The organism is Brachyspira hyodysenteriae ATCC 27164 (assembly GCF_001676785.2).
Taxonomy (GTDB): domain Bacteria; phylum Spirochaetota; class Brachyspiria; order Brachyspirales; family Brachyspiraceae; genus Brachyspira; species Brachyspira hyodysenteriae.
Genome location: NZ_CP015910.2, coordinates 163,679 through 186,720 on the forward strand (window position 1 = coordinate 163,679; position 23,042 = coordinate 186,720).

A 23,042-nucleotide genomic window follows, 5' to 3' on the forward strand; every position below is an offset into this window, starting at 1 on the left:
TACAAGTTATTAAAATTTAACGTTTCCAGCAATATAGTATCTTCCGTCTGTAGAGCCTTGGAAACCTATATTAAATTCAGAAGGACCTGCTTTGAATTTACCGAATATAGCATATTCTAAATATAATTTAGCATTTTTATCTTTTATATGCACCATTTCTCTTAAAGCAATGTTTAACATATACCATTCAAAACCCTGCTCCAAACGAACATAATGAGCATCATTTTCCCTCCAAGTATATTCAGCAATAGCATTAAGCCATATAGTTTCATTCATAAAAGGGAATCTTAATGTTGCAGAAGCCTGAACTAATGATTCAAATAAACTTATATGATAATTCTGAGGCTCCATTCTGTTTTCATGTTCGTATAAGAATCTAAATTCAATATTAGGTATATTAAATCTAAATAAAACTGCCTTAGGTATGCTGTGTCTGAAATCTCCCTGAGAATATGCTAACTCATAATGATTTCCGATGAATCCTACTCTTATTCCAGGACCATTTAATACTTGAGGTATATAATAATCCGGAGTATCAATATTTGCAGGATTTAATGTAGTATCATAATAGTGCGGCATAAGCATGAAAGTAGTAGTGTTAATATCGAATGTTGCTCTGCCTCTAGCTGATACTAATATTCTATCAACAAATATAGCCTGTACTCCTCCGTCATAAAGTCCTGCATTTCCTTTTATATACGGATATTCTATATCAGGGTTATGAGTATCAAAATATCCGTATGCTGTTATAAACCCTGTAAATTGTATATAGTTGTTATGAAAAGTTTGTCCTATAGTTGCAAATGTATCTCTCAAGTTAAAAGTATTAGTATGGGCAGCATAAGAAAAGGTAGTAGTTAAATGAAATTCAAGAGGATATTTTTGAAAGAAACTTAAATTTGTATCATTAGGATTTGGAAGTTCTCTTTTATAATCATCTCTGAAATAATCTGGTTTTATATATTGAGGAAGTTCATTGTTTCCTTCTCTTCCTATAAACATATCAAATGCATTTGGAAGCGGAGGCATTATTGCATTTGTGTATTTTTCTTGAGCATTTAATAAACTAGATAGCAGTAAGAATGTGATAGAGGTTATCACTATTTTAATATAGTTTTTCATAGATAATCCTAAAATAAAATTATCAGCTATGATAATTTAAAACATATAAAAAGTAAAGATTTTTTTGTTAATAAATTTCATAGCTGATAAAATTTCAATATTAATCCATTTTAAAGAAAGTCATAATACTTTTTAAGTTTTCAGATTGCTCTAATAATTCTCTAGCATAGTTTGTAGTCTCATCTACTAAAGCAGCATTTTGCTGAGTTATTCCATCTATTTTAGAAACTGCTATATTTACTTGATCAACACCTGTTTGCTGTTCTACTGCTGTAGTACTTATCTCCTGCATTATTTTTGCTGTGCCGTCTATCTTAGATTGTATATCATTAAATATAGCCTGTGATTCTCTTGCAGTTTCAGCAGATTTATTAATCTTTTCGTATATGTTTTCTATAAGTAAAGTTATGTCTTTAGCTGATGACTGTGAGTTTTGTGCTAAGTTTCTAACTTCAGAAGCTACTACAGCAAAACCTCTTCCCTGATCTCCAGCTCTTGCTGCCTCAACAGAAGCATTCAAAGCAAGTATATTAGTTTGGAATGCTATATCTTCTATTGTTTTTGTAATGCTTTTAATTTTCTCGCTTGATTCATAAACTTCTTCTATGTTTCTAGTGGTTTCAGTAATAACACTTGCTCCATTTTCAACAGCCTTTTTGGAAGCTATCATCATATCATTTCCCTCTACAGAGTGATCTGCTGATGATTTAATTGTAGAAGCCATCTCTTCTATGGCAGAAGCAGTTTCTTCAAGACTAGAAGCCTGAGCATCTGTTCTAGCAGATAAATCATCACTTCCCTGAGCTAAACTAGAAGCAGCATTATTAATTTTTTCTGAGGTCTGATTAACTTCATTAATAATTTTTACCATAGCATCTCTCATATTTTTAAATGAATATGCTATATCACCAATTTCATTTCTTTTGAATTTAAACTTTCTAAGTACAAATTGTCCTCTAGACATTTCCTCAGCTTCTTCTACAAGTACTTTCAAAGGACTGATAAGATTTTTGATATATAAGAATCCTATGATAGAACTTAATATTATACCAACAATTCCTATTATAATTCCTATCAATAATATTCTGCTGCTTTGCTGTTCAATGAAGCTTAAAGGCATAGAAAAACCAACTTTCCAAGGCTGATCTTTAAGAGAATTATATAAACATACTTTAGTCATACCATCATTTTGGAATTCTAATTTTCCTTCAGTGTTATTAACTATTGTTTTTATTTCTACAGGAGCTAATTTACCAACTTCGCTTGGTACATTATGCATTACAAGTAAAGTATCTTTGTTAAATACCCATAATCTTATCCAATGTGTAAGTACTTCACCAGCAGTTATTGATATTTCATCTATAACTTTCTGCCAGTCTACTACAATTAATAAACCTCCTAGATAACGATTATCTATTTTTGAATGTACAGGAGCAATTATAGCGGTAATCCATTTACCATCTTTATCTTTATATATAGCATCTGCTAAAGTAGGTTTTCTTACAGGATCATATCTTCTCCATAAATCCGGATATAAATCAGATACTTTTTTACCTACATCAGCATTATTGCCTTCTGAATTATTTATTATAGTTCCATTAATTTCTGTTAAAGATAGGCTTTTAGCATAAGGATTTTTTCCACCAACTAATTTCATAGAATCTATAAGAATAGCTTCATCTTCAGGATTTCTGTATTCCATATAATTTATTACAGAAGAAAAAGAAGCATAAGTGTCTGACAGGATTAACTGATTTTCAATTAATGAATCAAAGAAAGTAGAATATCCTTTTATTGTAGTTGCAAATCCGTCATATGAAGCTTTATCTATTGCTGTTTTAGACATATGTACTAAAGTTGCTATGGAAATAATTAAAAGCAATGCTATAAAAATATTAACTACAATAGGTATTTGTATACTTAAACTATTAATTTTTTTTCTCATGGCTATACATACCTCCTAATAAATATATATCTTACATAGTTTTTTAATCCATTTTAAAGAAAGTCATAATACTTTTTAAGTTTTCAGATTGCTCTAATAATTCTCTAGCATAGTTTGTAGTCTCATCTACTAAAGCAGCATTTTGCTGAGTTATTCCATCTATTTTAGAAACTGCTATATTTACTTGATCAACACCTGTTTGCTGTTCTACTGCTGTAGTACTTATCTCCTGCATTATTTTTGCTGTGCCGTCTATCTTAGATTGTATATCATTAAATATAGCCTGTGATTCTCTTGCAGTTTCAGCAGATTTATTAATCTTTTCGTATATGTTTTCTATAAGTAAAGTTATGTCTTTAGCTGATGACTGTGAGTTTTGTGCTAAGTTTCTAACTTCAGAAGCTACTACAGCAAAACCTCTTCCCTGATCTCCGGCTCTTGCTGCCTCAACAGAAGCATTCAAAGCAAGTATATTAGTTTGGAATGCTATATCTTCTATTGTTTTTGTAATGCTTTTAATTTTCTCGCTTGATTCATAAACTTCTTCTATGTTTCTAGTGGTTTCAGTAATAACACTTGCTCCATTTTCAACAGCCTTTTTGGAAGCTATCATCATATCATTTCCCTCTACAGAATGATCTGCTGATGATTTAATTGTAGAAGCCATCTCTTCTATGGCAGAAGCAGTTTCTTCAAGACTAGAAGCCTGAGCATCTGTTCTAGCAGATAAATCATCACTTCCCTGAGCTAAACTAGAAGCAGCATTATTAATTTTTTCTGAGGTCTGATTAACTTCATTAATAATTTTTACCATAGCATCTCTCATATTTTTAAATGAATATGCTATATCACCAATTTCATTTCTTTTGAATTTAAACTTTCTAAGTACAAATTGTCCTCTAGACATTTCCTCAGCTTCTTCTACAAGTACTTTCAAAGGACTGATAAGATTTTTGATATATAAGAATCCTATGATAGAACTTAATATTATACCAACAATTCCTATTATAATTCCTATCAATAATATTCTGCTGCTTTGCTGTTCAATGAAGCTTAAAGGCATAGAAAAACCAACTTTCCAAGGCTGATCTTTAAGAGAATTATATAAACATACTTTAGTCATACCATCATTTTGGAATTCTAATTTTCCTTCAGTGTTATTAACTATTGTTTTTATTTCTACAGGAGCTAATTTACCAACTTCGCTTGGTACATTATGCATTACAAGTAAAGTATCTTTGTTAAATACCCATAATCTTATCCAATGTGTAAGTACTTCACCAGCAGTTATTGATATTTCGTCTATAACTTTCTGCCAATCTAATATAATCATTATACCGCCAAGATAAGTATTATCAGTTCTAGATTTGACAGGAGCAATTATAGCTGTAATCCATTTACCGTTATTATCTTTGTATATAGAATCTGATAGAGTAGGTTTTTTCACAGCATCGTATCTTCTCCATAAGTCCGGATATAAATCAGATACTTTTTTACCCACATCAGCATTATTGCCTTCTGAATTATTTAATATAGTTCCATTAGCTTCTATCAAAGATAGGCTTTTTACATAAGGGTTTTTTGCTCCCATAATTTTTAATACGGTAAGCATATTGTTTTCAGCTTCAGCATTTCTGTTTCGCATATAATTTATAACGAAAGTAAAAGAAGAATATGTATCTGCTAAAATTAATTGGTTTTCTACTAAAGAATCAAAAAAAGTGGAATATCCTTTTATTGTAGTTGCAAATCCATCATATGAAGCTTTATCTATTGCTGTTTTGGACATATGTACCAAAGTGGATATAGAAACTATCAAAAGAACTGCTATGAAAATATTAACTACAATAGGTATTTGTATACTTAGACTATTAAAGCGCTTTTTCATAATATACCCCAATAATTATATATAAAAATGATTATTTTAAAATACTAGTGATTTATAATATAAAAAACTGTAGGAATACATCAAATATGTTTGATTATTCTTGGATAAACAATTTTTATTATTACTAATGAAAAACCTAGTAACTCTTAACACCACTATATAGTATAATAACTAAAGTATTATATGTCAAATTTTATATTCATAAATATATCGTATAAATGTTTTATATAAAAATATATACATACTACATTAAAATAATGATAATTAATTTGACTTTTATCTTATTTATAGTACAATATATAAACATTGACAGTATATTAATTTTATAAGTAGTATGCTTTTAATGTTTATTCCCAAAATCTCATTTTAATTAAATAAAGGAGAAAAAAATCGTGAAACTCCCAAAAGTCAATGATTTAGGCTTTTTCGAGATTCGTCTCGAAAGTATAGGCGGAATGGGTGCTAATAGTGCTGGTAAAATGCTTGCAGAAGTAGGTGTTTTGACTCAAGGTTTCTATGGTGCTGCATTCTCAAGTTATGGTTCAGAAAAGAAAGGTTCACCAGTTAAATCTTTCGTAAGATTTTCTGATACAGAAGTTAGAGTTAACTCTACAGTAGAAGAGCCTCATGTTGTGGCTGTATTCCATATGAATCTTCTTAAAAACCCTATGACATTAGCTGGTGTTAAAGAAGATGCTATCGTTATTTTTAACACTAATAAAACACCTGATGAAGCAAGAGACTTTGCTAAATTACATGGTGGTAAAGTAGTTTGTGTTGATGCTATTAAAATCGCTAATGATTTAAAACTTCCTTCACAAGCAGCTAACACTATCATTATGGGTGCTATGGTTAATCAGCTTGACTTTATAGATTCTGCTAAATTTGAAGAGCAAATTAGAAAGCAATTCTCTGGTAAAAAACCAGAATTAGTAGAACCTAACGTTGAAGCTTTCAGAAGAGGCGGAAGCGACTCTGTAGTAAAAGATTTCCCTGCAGATGGTAAATATCCATATATACCTTACAAAAAACCAGAACCTGTATATGGTAAAAACAACCAATTAACAGGCGGTTATATCAATGCTGCTGGTAACTCTACTTTGAAAGATTTGCAAGTTACTCGTACAGGTAATATACCAGTATTCAATCCTAAAAACTGTATAGACTGTGCTAACTGTGAAGTTGTTTGTCCAGACCTTTGTATCGTTTGGGAAAGAGGTACTGATAGAAAAGATGCTTCTAAAACAAATGTTATGAATATGATGGGTATTGATTATCAATATTGTAAAGGCTGCTTAAAATGCGTTAGAGCTTGCCCTAAAGGACCTTATGCTCCTAAACAGCTTCCTAAAGAAGAACAAGCTTTAAGAATAGAAGTAGAAGCAGAATGTAATGTTGATGAACTTACATACAGACGTTATAAAAAATAATAAGGAGCGAATAAATGGCTAACAAATATAATCTTGCTGAACAAGAAAACATACTTGAAAGTGGTAATGAATTAGCAGCCATTGCAGCCGCTCAAATCAATTATCACGTTATGGGTTATTACCCAATCACTCCATCTACTCAAATTGCTGAGTACTTGGATGAAATGAAAGCTAATGGAAGACACACTGTTTGCATGATCCCTGGTGACGGTGAACATGGTGCTGCTGGTATCTGTTATGGTGCTACTACTGCTGGCGGTAGAGTATTCAATGCTACTTCTGCTAACGGTCTTCTTTTTGCTATGGAACAATTACCTGTTCAAGCAGGTACTAGATTCCCTATGGTATTAAACGTTGTAAACAGAACTGTTTCTGGTCCATTAGATATTAAATGTGACCAATCTGATATTATGATGGCTCTTAACACTGGTTGGATCATCATTATGGCTCACACTACTCAGATGGTTTATGACTTCAATATCTTTGCTTTAAAAATCGCTGAAAGAGCTAAACTTCCTATCATAGTTTCTTCTGACGGATTCTTTACTTCTCACCAGAAGAAAAAAATACACTTATTCAAAAATGATAAGGATGTACAAGACTTCTTAGGTACTTATACTCCTGAAGTTACTTCAGTTGAACCAGGAAAAAATCCTGTTACAATTGGACCTTACATGAACGAAGATGAGTTAACTGGAAGTAAATTACAGCTTTCTCAAGCTTTAGAAGATTCTAGAGCTATTATCTTAGATGTATTTGAAGAGTTTGCTTCTCTTTCTGGAAGAAAATACTCTCCTATAGAAACTTACAACATGGAAGGTGCTGAAGTTGCTTTAATGCTTTGCGGTTCTGCTTATGAAACTGGCACTTTAGCTGTTGACGAAATGAAAAAAGCTAATCCTAACCTTAAAATAGGTGCATTTGCTATCACTCAAATTCGTCCTTTCCCTGAAAAAGAATTACAAAAATTATTAGCTAATGTTAAAGTTGTAGTAGTAGGTGACAGACAAGATTCATACTCTGGTATGGGCGGTAATATGTCTACTGAAATCAGAGCTGCTTTGAAAAACGATGTAAACAATAAATCTTCTATTGTGAGCAGAGTTTATGGTCTTGGCGGTACTGAATTTACTCTTGAAAAAGCTAAAGAATTATTTGAATTAGGTTTAAAAGAATTAGCTAACCCTGGTTCTGTTGAAAAACATTCTTACTTAGAACAATATATGGGTCATGCTGGTGTTGAAATGAAACCTATACATGAACCTCTTACTTTAGAGAGCCAAAAATCTGGTATTACTGTTACTATGAACGAACAAACTCATAAACTTGAAGTTAAAGTTCCACCTCTTAGAGAATTAACTGGTAAAGCTTATCGTTATGCTCAAGGTCATGGTGCTTGTAACGGTTGCGGTATCTTCTCTGGTATCAATACTTTCATGAAAGGTATCGAAGGTGAGGTTGTTCTTTTAGTACATACTGGTTGTTCTATGGTTGTTACTACTGGTTATCCTTACAGCTCTTATAGAACTACTTATGTTCACAACTTATTCCAAAACGGTGCTGCTACTCTTTCTGGTGTTGTTGAAATGTATCATGAAAGAAAAAGAAGAGGAGAAATTCAAGGACCTGAAGATCCTACTTTCATAATGGTTACTGGTGACGGTGGTCATGACATAGGTATGGGACCTTCTATCGGTGCTGCTATTAGAAATCACAAAATGATTATATTAGAATATGATAATGAAGGATACATGAACACTGGTAACCAATTATCATTCTCTACTCCTATAGGACATAGAACTTCTACTTCTAACGTTGGTAAAGCTGAAGTTGGTAAACAGTTTAACCACAAAGATGTTGCTCAAATCTTCGCTGGTTGTCATATACCTTATGTTGCTACTGGATGTGAATCTTATCCTTTAGATTTGATCAAGAAAGCTGCTAAAGCTCAGTGGTATGCTAATCATCATGGTACTGCTTTTGTTAAACTTCTTATCGCTTGTCCATTGAACTGGAAATCTCCTGATGATATGGGTAAAGATGTTATTAAAGCTGCTGTTGATTGCTGCTTCTTCCCATTATATGAAGTTGAACATGGTATCACTACTATTACTACTATGGTAGCTGATGATAAGAAAATACCTGTTACTGAATGGTTGAAAATGATGGGTAAAACTAAACACCTTCTTAAACATCAAGACTTACTTGACTCTTTCCAAAAAGAAGTTGACAGAAGATGGACTAGAATCAAAGCTATGCATGAAAGTCCTGTTCTATAATAAGTTAATAGCTTAGAAATAGAATATAAATAAAGATAACGGTTGTTAATTAAATATTAGCAGCCGTTATTTTTGTTTTTAAACTTTATTATGAATCCCACCCATTATGCTTATAAATTTAAATTAAAAATTTTAACTTCTTTTTTCTTTATTGCTTAATCTGAAAATATAGCTCCCACCATAGGCTTATTTAAATTTTTTATTTCCACACCGCACGAAGTGTGAAACTATAAATATAAACTAATTTATAAATACAATTTTTACTGTAAAAAATAAATAAGTTAAACGTGCGTTAAATATGTTTTTAAATTTAAATAACACTTGGGCGGGTGCTAACATTTCTAATAAAACAATAAAGTTAATTTAAGTTAAAATGTGTAGATTAAGCAGAAAATTTTAAAGGGTGGGGTTGTAAATAAATTCAAAAATCATGTATTGAATTATTAAATAATTTTGTTAACATATAGGTATTATTTTTAAGGACTATTATATGAAAACTTATGAGAGATTTATAAAATATACATCTTTTAATACTACTTCAAACAGCAGAAATGAGAATCAAACTCCAAGTACAGAAGGACAAAGAGTATTTGCTGAATATTTAGTAAATGAATTAAAAACAATGGGTATTGATAATGCTTATGTCGATGATAAATCTTTTGTATATGCATCAATACCTGCTTCTAAAGGAAAAGAGAATAAACCTAAATTGGGATTCATTGCACATCTAGATACAAATGAAGATGCACCGGGAGAAAATATAAAAACTAATATTATCAAAAATTATGACGGTAAAGATATTGTTTTAAATAAAGAAAAAAATATAGTTTTGAGCAGCAGAGAATTTAATAATTTAAATAAATATATAGGCAATGATTTAATAGTAACAGATGGAACTACTCTTTTAGGTGCTGATGATAAGGCCGGTATTGCAGAAATTATGACTATGGCTGAAATTCTAATGAATGATAAAAGTATAGAACATGGAGAAATAAAAATAGCTTTCACTCCAGATGAAGAAATAGGAGAGGGAATAGAATATTTTGATATTGATAAGTTTAATGCAGATTTTGCTTATACTATAGACGGAGGAGAGATTGGAGAAATAGAGTATGAGAATTTCAATGCTGCCTCTTGTAAGATAACAGTTAATGGTGTCAATGTACATCCAGGATATTCTAAAAATAAAATGAAGAATGCTATTTTATTTGCAATGGAATTTAATTCTATGCTTCCAGCAGAACAAAAACCTCAGTATACAGAAAAGTATGAAGGTTTTTATCATCTATCATATATAGAAGGTACTGAAGAGAAAGCAGAACTTGAATATATTATAAGAGATCATGATTTAGAGAAGTTTAATCAGAAAAAAGAATTAATAAAAGATATTTGTGATTTTCTAAATAAGAAATATGTGGATAATACATTCATTTATAATATTAAAGATAGCTATTTTAATATGAAAGAAAAAATACTTCCTCATATGCATTTGATAGATAATGCTAAAAAAGCTTTTAATGAATGCGGTATAAAAGAAAAAATTGTACCTATTAGAGGAGGTACTGATGGTGCTAGATTATCTTTTAGAGGATTGCCTTGTCCGAATCTATCAGCCGGAGGAGAAAATTTTCATAGCAGATTTGAATACATTCCTGTTCAGTCTTTAGAAAAAATGACAGAGGTTATATTAAAAATAGTAAGCATATATTCTAATTAAATTAAAAAATAATAAAGTGAGCGGGTATGTATTAAGTTTTAAAATTTACTTACATATGCCCGCCCTTTAGGATTTTTAATTTATTCTGTAATTTTTAAATTATTTTTCTTTTTTATTTCAAACAGTTATTTTAGCTGCCCACCCAAGATTTATTTAAATTTTTATGGTATACACCGCACGCAGAATAATGTTTAAAATTTATGCTAATTAAAAATCGAAATTTTATTTATATTAAAAAATAAGCTCACCGTACGTTAAAGAGTCCTGATTATAAGACTATCAATTTTTTCAAAACTATATTATATTAGAACGCATTAAAAATATTAAAAGGAAGTATTTATATGGGACTTTATATTGTAATTAATGTTATAATATTGTTGGCTCTAATTGGACTGCTATATTTTATGCAAAAGAAGCATATGAATTTCACAATTAGAGTATTGTCAGCTTTAGTTTTAGGCTTGGCTTTGGGATTTGTACTTAGAACTGTTTATGCATCAAATATGGAAATAGTAAATCAAAGTATTGTTTGGTATAATGTAGTAGGTAACGGTTATGTAAGACTTCTACAAATGTTAGTCATGCCTTTGATTTTTGTTTCTATTACTATGGCACTTATTAATATAAAAGGCAATAGTAACAATCTAGGTAAAATGACTATGATAATCATCGCTGTACTAATGATAACAACAGCAATATCTGCTTTAGTAGGATTTTTAGCAGCTAAAGGTTTTGGTTTAGATGCTTCAAAACTTCAGTCATTGGTAGGAGATATATCAAAAGGGGCTTCAAATTATGAGGGAAGATTGGAAGAGTTTTCATCAAGACCTGTCCCTCAGCAATTATTAGATATTATACCTACAAATCCATTTGCAGCATTAGCCGGTATGGGAGGATCGCCTACACTTTCAGTTGTATTTTTTGCAGCTTTAGTGGGTTCTTCTGCTTTGGGACTTAGAAAGAAAAAGCCTGAAGTATTTGAATTCTTTCAAAAGATTATGCAGTCTTTACATGATGTTGTTATGAAGATAGTAGCTTTCGTTATGAGATTAACTCCATTCGGTGTATTAGCTCTTATGGCTAAATTCATGGCTACTAGCGATTTGAATGCATTCGCTCAATTAGGTCAATTCCTTTTAGCTTCTTATATATCCATAATAATTATGCTTATAGTTCATAGTATAATACTTATGATATTTGGATATAATCCTATCAAATATTACACTAAAGCATTTACAGTTTTAACATTTGCTTTCTCATCAAGAACAAGTGCAGGTACTTTGCCTTTAACTGTTTCAGCTTTAAAAGATAAAATGGGGATATCTGAAGGAGTTTCAAATTTATCAGCTTCTCTTGCCGTAACTATAGGGCAGAATGGATGTGCTGGTATTTATCCTGCTATGGTAGTTGCTATGATTGCACCTACTTTAGGAATTAATCCTCTTGAACCTGCATTCTTAATAAAAGCTGTTATAATAATTGCTATTGGAAGTTTTGGTATTGCCGGAGTTGGAGGAGGTGCTACAAATGCTGCTTTGATTACACTTTCAGCTTTAGGTTTTCCTGTGGGATTGGTAGCTATACTTTTAGGAATAGAGCCTCTTATTGATATGGGAAGAACTATGCTTAATGTTAATGATGGTATGGTTACTGCTGCTGTTACAGGAAAAATCTGCAAGGAAGTGGATATGGACAAATTCAATTCTAGTGATAATACCGGTTCTAATGAAGCGGAAGCTATGTAATTAATTAAAATATTATAATAAAAGTTTTAGGTATTCCAAACAAATTGGGATACCTATTTTTATATTAAATATCAAAATTCTAATAAACGCATGATGAACAAAATTTAAAAACATAATAAAATTTGAATTATAATATAAATTTATATTTTTAGTTTTGTTATGGTTGCGGTATATTCTCTATAAATTTAAAAAAAACTTGGGTGGGTGGCTAAAATAACATGTTAAAACTAAAAAGAAAAATAATTTAAAAATGACAGAATAAATTAAAAAGTCTAAAGGGTGGGAAAATGTAATTAAGTTTTAAAGCTTTATTTACATACCCCACCCTTTATTCTTTATTGCTGTAATCTGCTATTTTCAATTTATTTATACTTAAAGCTAATGAAGAAATTATAGCACCCGCCCAAGTGCAGATTAGATTTTTAATTTAATACACCGCACGATTTATCTATTTTTATATATAGCAAAATTTGAATACTAAATTAATTTATATTTTTTATTTAGTTTACCGTGCGTAAATTAAAACTCTATATTGTTATTAGCACAAAAATCTACAGCAGTTTTTATATTGTCTTTGGCTAATGAGATGATACATTTCTCTATTAATTTTTTATCATCTTTTTTAGCAAAGCTGTATGCATCAGAAAAATATTTGTAAGCCTCTTCATTAAAAATATTTTTCTTATTGTTCATTTTGTCTAATTGTATATAAATGTACGCTATGCTGTTATGAGCCAGAGCATGTTTACTATTTAGTTTTAAAGCATATCTAAAACATAATAAAGCATTATTATAGTATTTGTAAGCATTGTCATTATCTTTCATTGATAAATAAATATTAGCTAATTTTGTAGTGGTATATCCCATACTATCATAAATTGAAGCATTATTTAAATTATCATTTATCTTTAAAGCTAATCCTTTTTCATAATATAATAAAGCATCATTGAGTAAATCTATAGCTCTTTGAGTACTGCCGTTTTTAAATTCATTGTTAGAATATTTTGTCTTTGAAAAACCTATGCCATTATAAGCATTAGCATATTTAGGATCAATTTCTAAAGCCCTTATATAATCTTCAAAAGCCTCATTATAAAGTTTTAATTCTACTTTGCTTAATCCTCTGTTATAATAAGCATCAATAGAAGATTTATCAGCTTCAATAACTTTAGTGTAGCAGTCTATAGCTTTTTGATGCTCTTTCAAAGAATCATAACATATTCCTATATTAAAATAAGCATCTATTATAGTATTATCAATATCAATTACTTTATAAAAATCTTCTATAGCTTCATTGTATAATTCCATTTCAATTTCTGCTAAAGCCCTGTTATAATATGAATCAGGAGTATTTGGATCAAGTTCAATAACTCTTGCATAATATTTTAAAGCAGTTTCATATTCTTCTAAAGCATCATAAGATAAAGCTAAATGATAATTAGCATATACGCTTTCATTATCCATCTCTATTACTTTCTTGAAATCTTTAATAGCTAAGTCGTAATTACTATTTCTATAATGTATAAGACCTCTTTCATTGTATGCATTAATATAGTTAGGATCTAGTTCTATGGCTTTATTTATATATTGTAAAGCTTCATCTAGCTCATTTAAATATGAATTAGTAAGCCCTCTATAATAATAAAATTCACAGTCTCTATCATACAATGAAATAGCCCTATCAAAATCTTCTATAGCTTCTTTATATAAATGCATCCTGCCTTTTAGTAACGCTCTATTATTATATAAATATGCATCATTTTGTTCTAATTCTATTGCTTTATTATAATCCTCTAATGCCTCATCATACATCTGCATTTCATTTTTTATAAGTCCTCTATTGTTGTATGAATAAGTATCTTCAGGATTTAATTCTATAGCCTTATTATAATCTTTTAAAGCATCTTCATATAGCTGTAAAGATTCTTCAGCTAATGCTCTGTTATAGTATGAATAATATATATCATCATTTATTTCTATTATTTTTGTATAATAATTAATAGATTCTTTATAATTTCCTAACTTGTATTCTAGAAGTCCCATATCATTATATATGCTGATAATATTATCCTCGTCTGCATATTCTAATGCTTTTTTATAATCGTCCATAGCATCTTTATATAATTCTAAACTATTTTTAGTAAGCCCTCTGAAATAATAGGCATTAGAATAATTACCGTCTAATTCAATAGCTTTATCAAAATCTTTAATGGCATCTTCATATAATCCTAAGAAAAATTCTGTTAAAGCTTTGGAATAATATGAATCACTGTCATAATCTCTTAATTCTACAATTTTATTAAAATCGGATAATGCTTCTTCATACATATTAAGATATCTTTTGGAATGTCCTCTGTAATAGTATGCATCATCGATTTCATCATCTAATAATAAAGCTATATCAAAGTTTTTTATGGCTTCCTGATATCTTCCCAAATAAAAATATCCTAATCCTATATAGTATATAGCTTCAGCATCATCTTCATTAAACTCTAATACCTTCTTAAAATCTTTAATACCTTCTTCATATTTTCCTAAATATGATTTAGAATGTCCTCTATTGTAGTATGCATTTGATTTTTCCGGTGATAATTCTATTACCTTATCAAAATCTTTAATAGCTTCCTCATAGTTTTTTAAATTGAAATATGATAGCCCTCTATTATAGTAAGTATCTACTAAAATATTATGAGTATTATTTATATCTTCATCATTTATATTTTTTCCTTCTTCCTCATCTTCATTATCATAAGAATCACTATATATTATAAATTCGCTGTCTGAATATGCGATAATATCTCTATTATATATATCTATCACCTCATCTAAATACTTTATTGCTTTTTCATAATCTTTACTGATAAAGGCATCATTTCCCAAATCAAATAGTCTTTCTATATTCTTTTTATCATCCATATTCATCAATCATTACTCCAATAATAGCTTATCCTTATAATTATATACAAAATTACAATAATTACTATATATAATAGTTAATATTATTCATAATAATAGTTAATACTATTCATTGATTTATTTTAATTTTTATCATAAATTTTGACAAATCAATATTTTTCAATATAATATAATATTGTTCCGGTATTGTACCGAAATGTTTTTTTATTATATTATATTAATAAAGTTTAATATCAATAAAAGGAGGGTATATGGCTAAAGGTAGAGTTACTATTGATAGAGAACAATGTAAAGGATGTTCTAACTGCATATCTGTTTGTCCAACTAAGATACTGTATTTAGATAAAGAAAATATGAATTCTTGGGGGTATTATCCAGCAGCTGTTACTGATATGGAGAAATGTATAGGCTGTGCTAATTGTGCTATGATGTGTCCGGATATATGTATAACAGTTGAAAGGTTAGATAAAGAGGAGGCTAAATAATGGCTAGAACATTAATGAAAGGAAATGAGGCTATGGCTAGTGCGGCTATTGCTGCAGGATGTAAATGTTTTTTTGGGTATCCTATTACACCGCAGAATGAGATACCTGAATTTATGTCTAAAGCTATGTATGAATCAGGCGGTGCATTTGTACAGGCAGAAAGCGAAGTTGCTGCTATTAATATGGTTTATGGGGCAGGCGGTGCTGGAGTTAGAGCTATGACTTCTTCTTCTTCACCTGGTATAGCTTTAAAACAAGAGGGTATATCATATCTTGCCGGTGCTGAAGTACCTGCTGTTATACTTAATGTTATGAGAGGAGGTCCTGGACTTGGAAGTATACAGCCTTCTCAAAGCGATTATAATATGATGACTAAAGGCGGAGGAGATGGGGATTATAATTGTCCTGTTTTAGCACCTGCCAATTTACAGGAAGCAGCAGATATGATAATGGAGGCTTTTGATATAGCTGATCATTACAGAACACCTGTTTATGTTGCTGCTGACGGATATATTGGACAGATGATGGAGCCTGTAGATATAGTGTATAAGCCAAAGTATGAGATAAAAGAAAAAACTTGGGCAGCATGCGGAAAAAGGGGAAAAAGAGAAAATAATAATATAATTAACTCTCTCTATTTAGAGCCTGAATTATTATATGAACATAATATTCATTTGCAGAAAAAATACGATGAAATAAAAGAGAAAGAGGCAAGAGCAGAAAAATATAATACTGATGATGCAGAATTAATATTTGTTTCTTATGGTACTATTTCAAGAGTTGTAAGAGGTGTTGTTGATAAATTTAGAGAGGAAGGTAAAAAAGTAGGTATGATTAGACCTCAAACTTTATGGCCTTTTCCTGTTAAAGCATTTGATAATCCTAATTGCAAAATGTATATAAGTATTGAACTTAGTATGGGGCAGATGGTTGATGATGTAAAACTTGCAGTAGAATGTAAAGTTCCAGTTAAATTCTATGGAAAGGCTGGAGGTTTAGTGCCTACTTCTCATGAGATAATAGATAATGTGAGAACTTTGGCAGGAGGTTTATTATGACAGTATTTGAAAAATCAAAAGGATTAACAGATGCCAGGACACATTATTGTCATGGATGTATGCATGGAACTGCTCAGAGAATAATAGCTGAATGTTTAGAAGAACTTAATGTACTTGACAGAGCTGTTGGAATAGCTTCAGTAGGCTGTTCTGTACTTGCTTATAAATATTTTAATTGCGATATGCAGCAGGCGGCACATGGAAGGGCTCCGGCTGTTGCTACAGGTATAAAAAGAGCTATTCATGACAGTGTAGTATTCACTCTTCAAGGAGACGGAGATTTAGCGGCAATAGGTACTGCTGAGATAGTACATGCAGCTGCAAGAGGTGAAAATATTACAGTAATATTTTTGAATAATGCTATTTACGGAATGACAGGCGGACAGATGGCTCCTACTACTTTGGAGGGACAAAGAACAACTACAACACAAGCTGGAAGAGATTTCCACAGAGCAGGCAAACCTATAAGAGTATGCGAAATGCTTGCCACTTTGGAAGGAGCTACTTTTGTTGAGAGAGTTGCTTTAGACAGTCCTGCAAATATTAGAAAGGCTAAAATGGCAACTAAAAAAGCTTTTGAAAATCAGGTGGCAGGAAAGGGATTCTCTATAGTAGAAATGCTTACAAGCTGTACTACTAACTGGGGAATAGCACCTACTGAATCGCATAAATGGATAAGAGAATATATGATTCCTCATTATCCTTTAGGAAATTTTAGAAATGACGCTTAATAAGGAGGCAGTAATGAGTACAGAAAGAATTATTTTTGCAGGATTCGGCGGACAGGGTGTTATGTCTATGGGACAGATGATAGCCTATGCCGGAATGATAGAAAATAAGCATGTTACTTGGTGTCCTTCTTATGGCCCTGAGATGAGGGGAGGTACTGCTAATTGTTCTGTAGTTGTAAGCGATGAACTTGTAGGTTCTCCTATGATTTCTCATGATGCCAATGCTGCTGTTATTATGAATCTTCCTTCTCTTACCAAATTTGAAAAAGATGTTCTTCCTAATGGAATACTTTTAATAAATTCATCTTTGATAGATAAAAAGGCTTCAAGAGATGATATAAAAGTGGCTTATGTTGAAGCAAATAAAATTGCAGGCGATATAGGCAATCCAAAATCTGCCAATATGGTTATGCTTGGTGCTTTGCTTACACTTCATAATATAGTATCATTTGACAGTGTACAGCAGGCATTTTTGAAGGTATTCGGAGAGCGTAAGAAAGATTTTCTTCCGTCTAATGAAAAGGCCTTAAATGCCGGACGTGATGCAGTTAAGGATTTGGTATCTTAATATAAGAAAATTTTTAATAAATAAAAAAGGCCTTAAATGCCGGACGCGATGCGGTTAAGGATTTAGTGTCTTAATAGAAGAAAGTATTTAATCAATAAAAAAGTTTGAGATAAAAAATTACGAGTGCCTGCTATTTGAAAAATGGCAGGCTCTTTTTACGATTAATTTTTTATTTATAAATAAAAAAGCAGAGATTAATTAATATCAATATTTTAATAATTTAACCAACTAAAAAAGAGTCTCGAGTATTATAAAATATTCAAGACTTTTAATGAAAATTAATTATTGATGTTCATGTAATTTATTATGATAATCAGTATTAAAAATAATTATTATTCTTATTATTCCATAAACAGCTATTACAGCATAATATACAATAAAAAGTATAAACATAGTTTTACTATTAGAAATGATATTATTTATAAAATATATATTAAATTTAGAAAATAAAGTTATAATAATATCTTTTTTAAAAAGAAGAAAAGCAAAATCAAAAGCTGTACCAAATATACAAGCAAATAAAACAATTAGTACAGTTCCAGATATTTTCTTAATTTTTACCATTTTAGGTTTATAATAAGAATTAAATACACCCAACTCTCTCTCATGGTGTTTTTTTTCACTTCTAAAAAAAGGTTTTTTATGATTATAACAATAGTTTAAAAAATCATTACGATAATTATAAAAATTACTGTTTATAAATAGAGCAATGCGTATTAATATAATAATTAATAATAATTTAGCAAATATTATTATCTCAATGCTAGCATAATAAAATTCGGGCATAAAACACTCCTATAAATATTATTTATTATATTAATATTACATCATATACCAATGACAAAAATTGCCATTATTATATTTTATTTAAAAAATTATACTGACTAATAGATATTATTCTTAATTTACTTTTATATATTTATTTGTTATAATTTTATTATGAGAAATATTAACAGAATGAACGATTATTTTGTGCGTTATCTTTTAGGCTCTATTGGTAATGAAGATATACTTGAAAATATAGTAAATTGTGTGCTTATAGATTCAGGTTTTGAAGAAGTACATAATTTAGAAATTATCAATCCTCATAATCTGCCTGAAAATATTAATCTTAAAGAATCAGTACTTGATGTTAAGGCAATTACTAAAGATAATAAAAAAATTATTATAGAAGTGCAATTATCAGGAAATATAGATTTTGTAAAAAGAATATTTTATTATATATCAAAAAATATTGTTAGTGAACTTAATGAAAATGAATCTTATGATATTATTAGTCAAGTTATAAGTATTAATTTTGTGAATTTTAATATGGACTTTAATGATGAAGGTAAAGCTCATAGATGTTTTAAATTAATAGACACTGAAAATCATAATGTATCATTAGATATGATGCAGATGCATATAATAGAAATACCAAGGTTTATAAAAATTTTAAATAATTCAAATATAGATGATATTAAGAAAAATAAAATATTATCTTGGATTGAGTTTTTTACAGTTAAAGATTTATACAAAGTTAAAGATAAATTAAAGGAGGTTAATTATATTATGCCTAAAGTAATAGATAAATATGAAAGATTTATATCTAGTGAGGAAGAAATGGAAGTTTATAATGCCAGAGATGCATTTTTATATGGACAAACCATAATGCTTAAAAGAGAAAGAGAAGAGGGTATAAAAGAGGGAATAAAAGAAGGTATAGAACAAGGTAAAAAGGAGCAGCAAATATCTATAGCTAAAAAATTAAAAAAATCTGGCATAGATATAAAAATAATAAGTGAAAATACAGATTTAAGTATAGAAGAAATAGAAAAACTATAATTATATATATTTTATCTCATTCTTATTTTTATAGTTGTTATTTATATTATGATGAAATAATATAAATATAATAGTTGAAAAAAGTTATAATATTATTATATTATAAGAAGCATTCAATTTTATATAAAAAGGATATATATTATGAAGAAAATTTTACTTATAACAGCAATGTTAATAATAACTATAAGTGCAAATCTTATGGCTAAAAGCGGATTCGGAGTTGATTTAACTGTACCTTTGGGAGCAGGTATTGGTTTTATTTATGAAGACGGTAAAGAAAGTAAAACTTATAAACCTGACGGAGGGTTTGAATTCGGTGTATATTTAAGGCCTAATTATTATTTTGATTTAAGTGTATTATCTTTGGGAATAGCATTAGATTTTGGATATCAAAGAGATGTATTTGCCTATAAATCAGATATTAGTAAAGGTAACTTAACATTTGATAGTTTGGGTGTTGGATTAATGCCTAAAATTGATATATTATTTTTGTCTATAGGTGTTGGAGCAGGTGTAAAATTCCCTCTCGGAGGAAGCAGTTATTCCAAAGAAAATAGCGGCGGAGAACAAAGGAATTCATACTCTTTAAAAGATTTACAAAATCAATATAATAATTTATATATACCATACCTTAAAGCAACTTTAGATTTTCTTTTATTATATAATTTCACTTTAGGTATTTATATGTCTTATGATTTCCCTGTTATGGAATATAAAGAAGTTTCTCCAAAAATAACATTTGGAGGATTTGATATAGGCGGTCAAATAGGTATAAGATTCTAATAATTTTAATTTAAATAATAAAAACCATGCAGAATTTCTGACATGGTTTTTTTATTATTAATCTATAATAGCATAAGCTCTTACAGGAGAACCTTCACTGCCTTTAATTTTTAAAGGTGCAGCACTGAAAAAGAATTTTTTATTGGATACTTTTTCTAAATTTGTAAGATTTTCTACAATACATATATCATGCGAAAATAAAATATTATGTATCAAGTTATTATTTGAGATTGAATCAACTGAAGGAGTATCTATTCCTATAGTTTTTATTTTTAAATTTATCAGCTTATATGCAAAACTTTTACTCAAATATGGAAAGTTTTTATAATAATTTTCTGAATTAATATTCTTATGCCAGAAAGTATTAATAAGAAGTATACTGCATTCTTTTATTATATTGAAATCAAAATTATCATCAAAATTTATTTGATTATCTTTATTAGGTATTATATCTATGCAATATGCATTTCCAATGAAATAATTCAAATCTATACTTGCTGCAGAATCTTTATCATTTATGCAATGAAGAGGCGTATCAATATGAGTTGCAGTATGCACGCACATAGATATATTTGTAATATTAAAGTATTCATAATTTTCAGCTGAAACTTTAACATCAATATCATCAGGATAATGAGGCATATTGTCGTATATTTCAGCTGAAAGATCTATTATCATATTTTTTTACTTTATTTATTATCATGTCTTTTTTTATTACTATTGCTTGTAGTTTTTGAGTTTGCAAGAGAGGCAAATATTACTCTTCCAGCCTCTTTAGGAAGCACATTATCTATTTCTATTTCAACATTTTTTCCTATTAAATGTTTGGCATTATCAACTACTATCATGGTGCCGTCTTCTAAATAACCTAAAGCCTGTTTATCTTTTCCTTCTCTTATCAAATCTATATTGATAGTTTCACCCGGTAAAACTACTACATGAAGAGAATTAGCTAAGTCATTAATATTTAATATATCTACTTCATGTATGGAAGCTACTTTCATTAAATTAAAATCATTTGTTATTACTTTAGCATCCATTTTTTTAGCAAGCTCAATAAGTTTTAAATCCACTTCTTTGATATTAGGAAAATCTATATCAGTTATTGAAAGAAGTATGTTTTTAGAAGATTTCATTTTATTTAATATTTCTAAAGCTCTTCTTCCTCTTATTCTTTTCTGAGGATCTCTTGCATCGCTTAAAAACTGCACTTCTTTTATAACAAATTCAGGAAGTATAAGAAGCCCATCAAAAAATTTCTTTTCAGCAATATCATATATTCTTCCGTCTACTATAACAGAAGTATCTAATATTTTTGCAGTTTTTGTTTTATCCTGCTTTGTAAGCTTAAACATATTTGATATACTTGGTATAAAAGCTATAATAATACCGAAAATTAAATATCCTTCTACGAATAGAATAATTAATTTTTCATTTAATGATAAACTTATTCCTACAGTATTAATTGTACTTATGGTTAAAAGTACAGTGATTAATGTCAAAAAAAATGCTATAAAAAAACCTAATATGATTTTAGAAGTTTTCTTTCTAATAAATAAAAACTCAAATAAAAATACCAATATTGCACTAATTATAAATACTGTTAATGTTTGATAATTAAAATGTTTCAGTATAAAATAATCCACAGCTAGTACTATACAAGATAGTACAAAATACACAACTCTCCACATAATTTCCCCTTAATTTTATATTATATGCATATTATTTTTTTAATGGAATAAACTAATATAAACTAGAGTAGGTGCTATTCTTTATCAGCCTCTTTTTTCTTTTTTTTGCCGTTTTTAGCAGTTTCTTTTTCTTTAACTACTTTTTCTTTTTCTAAAGGCTTAGTTTTGAATTTTTTAGCTGACTTCTCTAAAGCATTTGATACTATATCTTCAATTTCATCTCTGTCTTTTTTTAATGCTATACTAATTTCATTAACTATAAACATATAAGCTTTTTCATATAAACGCTTTTCGCTTGCAGAAAGTTCTTTTAATTTGTTTCTTGTGAATAAGCTTCTTGCAACTTCTATCGTATCTTTAATATCCCCGCTTCTTAGCTTTTCTTCATTTTCTTGGTATCTTATTTTCCAATTATTTTCTATATCATGAGGTTTTGTCTGTAATATATTTAAAAGATTATCAGCTTCTGCTTTAGATATAATCTTTCGTATACGATATTCTTTAACTCTATTTATAGGCACTTTTAATGTAATATTTTCACTTTCGCATTCTAAAACATAACATTCTACTAGATTAGAATTAACTTTATTATCTGATATTCCCACAACTTTGCATATACCGTACATAGGATATACAACATAAGTATTCAATTTGTACATATTAGCCTTTCTTGTTAATAGTTAATGGTTTATTCTAATAAAATATAATAATATACCTCAGTCTATTATATGTTAAATTTATAAAAAATCAAGTATTTTATTACAGTATTGATGTTGTATTTGTATTATTGGTTATAAAGTTAATTGATAATTTAATAAATAAATTTACAAAATTTACAACTACATAGCTTGCTATATTTA

At 29.2% G+C, this 23,042-nt stretch carries 18 protein-coding genes; 10 read left to right on the forward strand and 8 right to left on the reverse strand.

The window, feature by feature from the left end:
* Positions 1-9: 9 nt before the first annotated feature.
* The 3 genes from BHYOB78_RS00705 to BHYOB78_RS00715 all read right to left on the reverse strand — a co-directional run bounded on the left by BHYOB78_RS00705 (position 10) and on the right by BHYOB78_RS00715 (position 4,955).
* A complete protein-coding gene (locus tag BHYOB78_RS00705; RefSeq protein ID WP_020064749.1) occupies positions 10-1,122 on the reverse strand; it encodes a hypothetical protein in 1,113 nt (370 codons plus the stop codon).
* A 100-nt stretch (positions 1,123-1,222) separates the two neighbouring features.
* Positions 1,223-3,067 (reverse strand): methyl-accepting chemotaxis protein, encoded by a 1,845-nt coding sequence (locus tag BHYOB78_RS00710; protein WP_065203223.1) that lies wholly within the window; start codon positions 3,065-3,067, stop codon positions 1,223-1,225.
* A gap of 43 nt (positions 3,068-3,110) precedes the next feature.
* Entirely contained in the window at positions 3,111-4,955 is a 1,845-nt protein-coding gene (locus BHYOB78_RS00715) for a methyl-accepting chemotaxis protein (protein WP_047109380.1), read from the reverse strand.
* A gap of 392 nt (positions 4,956-5,347) precedes the next feature.
* Between BHYOB78_RS00715 and BHYOB78_RS00720 the strand changes: the two genes are divergently transcribed.
* From BHYOB78_RS00720 to BHYOB78_RS00735, 4 genes are all read left to right on the forward strand, one after another.
* Positions 5,348-6,385, forward strand: coding sequence for a 2-oxoacid:ferredoxin oxidoreductase subunit gamma family protein (locus BHYOB78_RS00720; protein WP_012671437.1), 1,038 nt, complete (start codon positions 5,348-5,350; stop codon positions 6,383-6,385).
* Positions 6,386-6,399: 14 nt separating this feature from the next.
* Positions 6,400-8,664 carry a thiamine pyrophosphate-dependent enzyme gene (locus BHYOB78_RS00725; RefSeq protein WP_012671438.1) on the forward strand — a complete coding sequence of 755 codons (2,265 nt, stop codon included), beginning with the start codon at positions 6,400-6,402 and terminating at the stop codon, positions 8,662-8,664.
* A gap of 490 nt (positions 8,665-9,154) precedes the next feature.
* Positions 9,155-10,381: a peptidase T gene (gene pepT, locus BHYOB78_RS00730; RefSeq protein WP_020064598.1), complete on the forward strand. Its 1,227-nt coding sequence runs from the start codon at positions 9,155-9,157 to the stop codon at positions 10,379-10,381.
* A gap of 341 nt (positions 10,382-10,722) precedes the next feature.
* The gene (locus BHYOB78_RS00735; RefSeq protein ID WP_020064597.1) at positions 10,723-12,126 is read left to right on the forward strand and encodes an L-cystine transporter; all 1,404 of its coding nucleotides are present in this window, start codon (positions 10,723-10,725) and stop codon (positions 12,124-12,126) included.
* A 519-nt stretch (positions 12,127-12,645) separates the two neighbouring features.
* On the opposite strand, the gene BHYOB78_RS00740 is transcribed toward BHYOB78_RS00735, so the two are convergent.
* Positions 12,646-15,048, reverse strand: coding sequence for a tetratricopeptide repeat protein (locus tag BHYOB78_RS00740; protein ID WP_065203222.1), 2,403 nt, complete (start codon positions 15,046-15,048; stop codon positions 12,646-12,648).
* Positions 15,049-15,293: 245 nt separating this feature from the next.
* Here BHYOB78_RS00740 and BHYOB78_RS00745 point away from each other — a divergent pair, with 245 nt between their 5' ends.
* From BHYOB78_RS00745 to BHYOB78_RS00760, 4 genes are read left to right on the forward strand one after another with little or no spacing between them, the layout of a single operon-like run.
* Complete coding sequence (locus BHYOB78_RS00745; protein ID WP_012671442.1) at positions 15,294-15,527, forward strand: 4Fe-4S dicluster domain-containing protein; 234 nt, start codon at positions 15,294-15,296, stop codon at positions 15,525-15,527.
* On the forward strand, positions 15,527-16,585 hold the full coding sequence (locus tag BHYOB78_RS00750; protein ID WP_020064595.1) for a 3-methyl-2-oxobutanoate dehydrogenase subunit VorB: 1,059 nt from the start codon (positions 15,527-15,529) through the stop codon (positions 16,583-16,585). The genes BHYOB78_RS00745 and BHYOB78_RS00750 overlap by 1 nt, the downstream gene beginning before the upstream one ends.
* Positions 16,582-17,316, forward strand: a complete 735-nt coding sequence (locus BHYOB78_RS00755) for a thiamine pyrophosphate-dependent enzyme (RefSeq protein WP_020064594.1) — start codon at positions 16,582-16,584, stop codon at positions 17,314-17,316. Before BHYOB78_RS00750 ends, BHYOB78_RS00755 begins: the two co-directional genes overlap by 4 nt.
* Before the next feature lie 13 nt (positions 17,317-17,329).
* Positions 17,330-17,884, forward strand: a complete 555-nt coding sequence (locus BHYOB78_RS00760) for a 2-oxoacid:ferredoxin oxidoreductase subunit gamma family protein (protein WP_012671445.1) — start codon at positions 17,330-17,332, stop codon at positions 17,882-17,884.
* Between the two features lie 282 nt (positions 17,885-18,166).
* On the opposite strand, the gene BHYOB78_RS00765 is transcribed toward BHYOB78_RS00760, so the two are convergent.
* Positions 18,167-18,670, reverse strand: coding sequence for a hypothetical protein (locus tag BHYOB78_RS00765; RefSeq protein WP_020064593.1), 504 nt, complete (start codon positions 18,668-18,670; stop codon positions 18,167-18,169).
* A gap of 153 nt (positions 18,671-18,823) precedes the next feature.
* On the opposite strand from BHYOB78_RS00765, the gene BHYOB78_RS00770 reads away from it, so the two are divergent.
* Together BHYOB78_RS00770 and BHYOB78_RS00775 are read left to right on the forward strand one after the other, a co-directional pair.
* Positions 18,824-19,708, forward strand: coding sequence for an Rpn family recombination-promoting nuclease/putative transposase (locus BHYOB78_RS00770; RefSeq protein WP_020064592.1), 885 nt, complete (start codon positions 18,824-18,826; stop codon positions 19,706-19,708).
* Between the two features lie 141 nt (positions 19,709-19,849).
* Positions 19,850-20,491 carry a hypothetical protein gene (locus BHYOB78_RS00775; RefSeq protein ID WP_012671448.1) on the forward strand — a complete coding sequence of 214 codons (642 nt, stop codon included), beginning with the start codon at positions 19,850-19,852 and terminating at the stop codon, positions 20,489-20,491.
* A gap of 57 nt (positions 20,492-20,548) precedes the next feature.
* On the opposite strand, the gene BHYOB78_RS00780 is transcribed toward BHYOB78_RS00775, so the two are convergent.
* The 3 genes from BHYOB78_RS00780 to BHYOB78_RS00790 form a co-directional block, all read right to left on the reverse strand.
* Positions 20,549-21,169, reverse strand: a complete 621-nt coding sequence (locus tag BHYOB78_RS00780) for a cyclase family protein (protein WP_020064591.1) — start codon at positions 21,167-21,169, stop codon at positions 20,549-20,551.
* An 11-nt stretch (positions 21,170-21,180) separates the two neighbouring features.
* Positions 21,181-22,182 carry a PIN/TRAM domain-containing protein gene (locus BHYOB78_RS00785; RefSeq protein ID WP_020064590.1) on the reverse strand — a complete coding sequence of 334 codons (1,002 nt, stop codon included), beginning with the start codon at positions 22,180-22,182 and terminating at the stop codon, positions 21,181-21,183.
* A 74-nt stretch (positions 22,183-22,256) separates the two neighbouring features.
* The gene (locus BHYOB78_RS00790) at positions 22,257-22,841 is read right to left on the reverse strand and encodes a CarD family transcriptional regulator (RefSeq protein ID WP_012671451.1); all 585 of its coding nucleotides are present in this window, start codon (positions 22,839-22,841) and stop codon (positions 22,257-22,259) included.
* Positions 22,842-23,042: the final 201 nt, after the last annotated feature.

What these genes read in the sequence shown, in the direction of transcription:
- BHYOB78_RS00705 (WP_020064749.1), bottom strand. Translation starts at nt 1,122, where the DNA reads ATGAAAAACTATATTAAAATAGTGATAACCTCTATCACATTCTTACTG.
- BHYOB78_RS00710 (WP_065203223.1), bottom strand. Translation starts at nt 3,067, where the DNA reads ATGAGAAAAAAAATTAATAGTTTAAGTATACAAATACCTATTGTAGTT.
- BHYOB78_RS00715 (WP_047109380.1), bottom strand. Translation starts at nt 4,955, where the DNA reads ATGAAAAAGCGCTTTAATAGTCTAAGTATACAAATACCTATTGTAGTT.
- BHYOB78_RS00725 (WP_012671438.1), top strand. Translation starts at nt 6,400, where the DNA reads ATGGCTAACAAATATAATCTTGCTGAACAAGAAAACATACTTGAAAGT.
- pepT (WP_020064598.1), top strand. Translation starts at nt 9,155, where the DNA reads ATGAAAACTTATGAGAGATTTATAAAATATACATCTTTTAATACTACT.
- BHYOB78_RS00735 (WP_020064597.1), top strand. Translation starts at nt 10,723, where the DNA reads ATGGGACTTTATATTGTAATTAATGTTATAATATTGTTGGCTCTAATT.
- BHYOB78_RS00740 (WP_065203222.1), bottom strand. Translation starts at nt 15,048, where the DNA reads ATGAATATGGATGATAAAAAGAATATAGAAAGACTATTTGATTTGGGA.
- BHYOB78_RS00745 (WP_012671442.1), top strand. Translation starts at nt 15,294, where the DNA reads ATGGCTAAAGGTAGAGTTACTATTGATAGAGAACAATGTAAAGGATGT.
- BHYOB78_RS00750 (WP_020064595.1), top strand. Translation starts at nt 15,527, where the DNA reads ATGGCTAGAACATTAATGAAAGGAAATGAGGCTATGGCTAGTGCGGCT.
- BHYOB78_RS00755 (WP_020064594.1), top strand. Translation starts at nt 16,582, where the DNA reads ATGACAGTATTTGAAAAATCAAAAGGATTAACAGATGCCAGGACACAT.
- BHYOB78_RS00760 (WP_012671445.1), top strand. Translation starts at nt 17,330, where the DNA reads ATGAGTACAGAAAGAATTATTTTTGCAGGATTCGGCGGACAGGGTGTT.
- BHYOB78_RS00765 (WP_020064593.1), bottom strand. Translation starts at nt 18,670, where the DNA reads ATGCCCGAATTTTATTATGCTAGCATTGAGATAATAATATTTGCTAAA.
- BHYOB78_RS00770 (WP_020064592.1), top strand. Translation starts at nt 18,824, where the DNA reads ATGAGAAATATTAACAGAATGAACGATTATTTTGTGCGTTATCTTTTA.
- BHYOB78_RS00775 (WP_012671448.1), top strand. Translation starts at nt 19,850, where the DNA reads ATGAAGAAAATTTTACTTATAACAGCAATGTTAATAATAACTATAAGT.
- BHYOB78_RS00780 (WP_020064591.1), bottom strand. Translation starts at nt 21,169, where the DNA reads ATGATAATAGATCTTTCAGCTGAAATATACGACAATATGCCTCATTAT.
- BHYOB78_RS00785 (WP_020064590.1), bottom strand. Translation starts at nt 22,182, where the DNA reads ATGTGGAGAGTTGTGTATTTTGTACTATCTTGTATAGTACTAGCTGTG.
- BHYOB78_RS00790 (WP_012671451.1), bottom strand. Translation starts at nt 22,841, where the DNA reads ATGTACAAATTGAATACTTATGTTGTATATCCTATGTACGGTATATGC.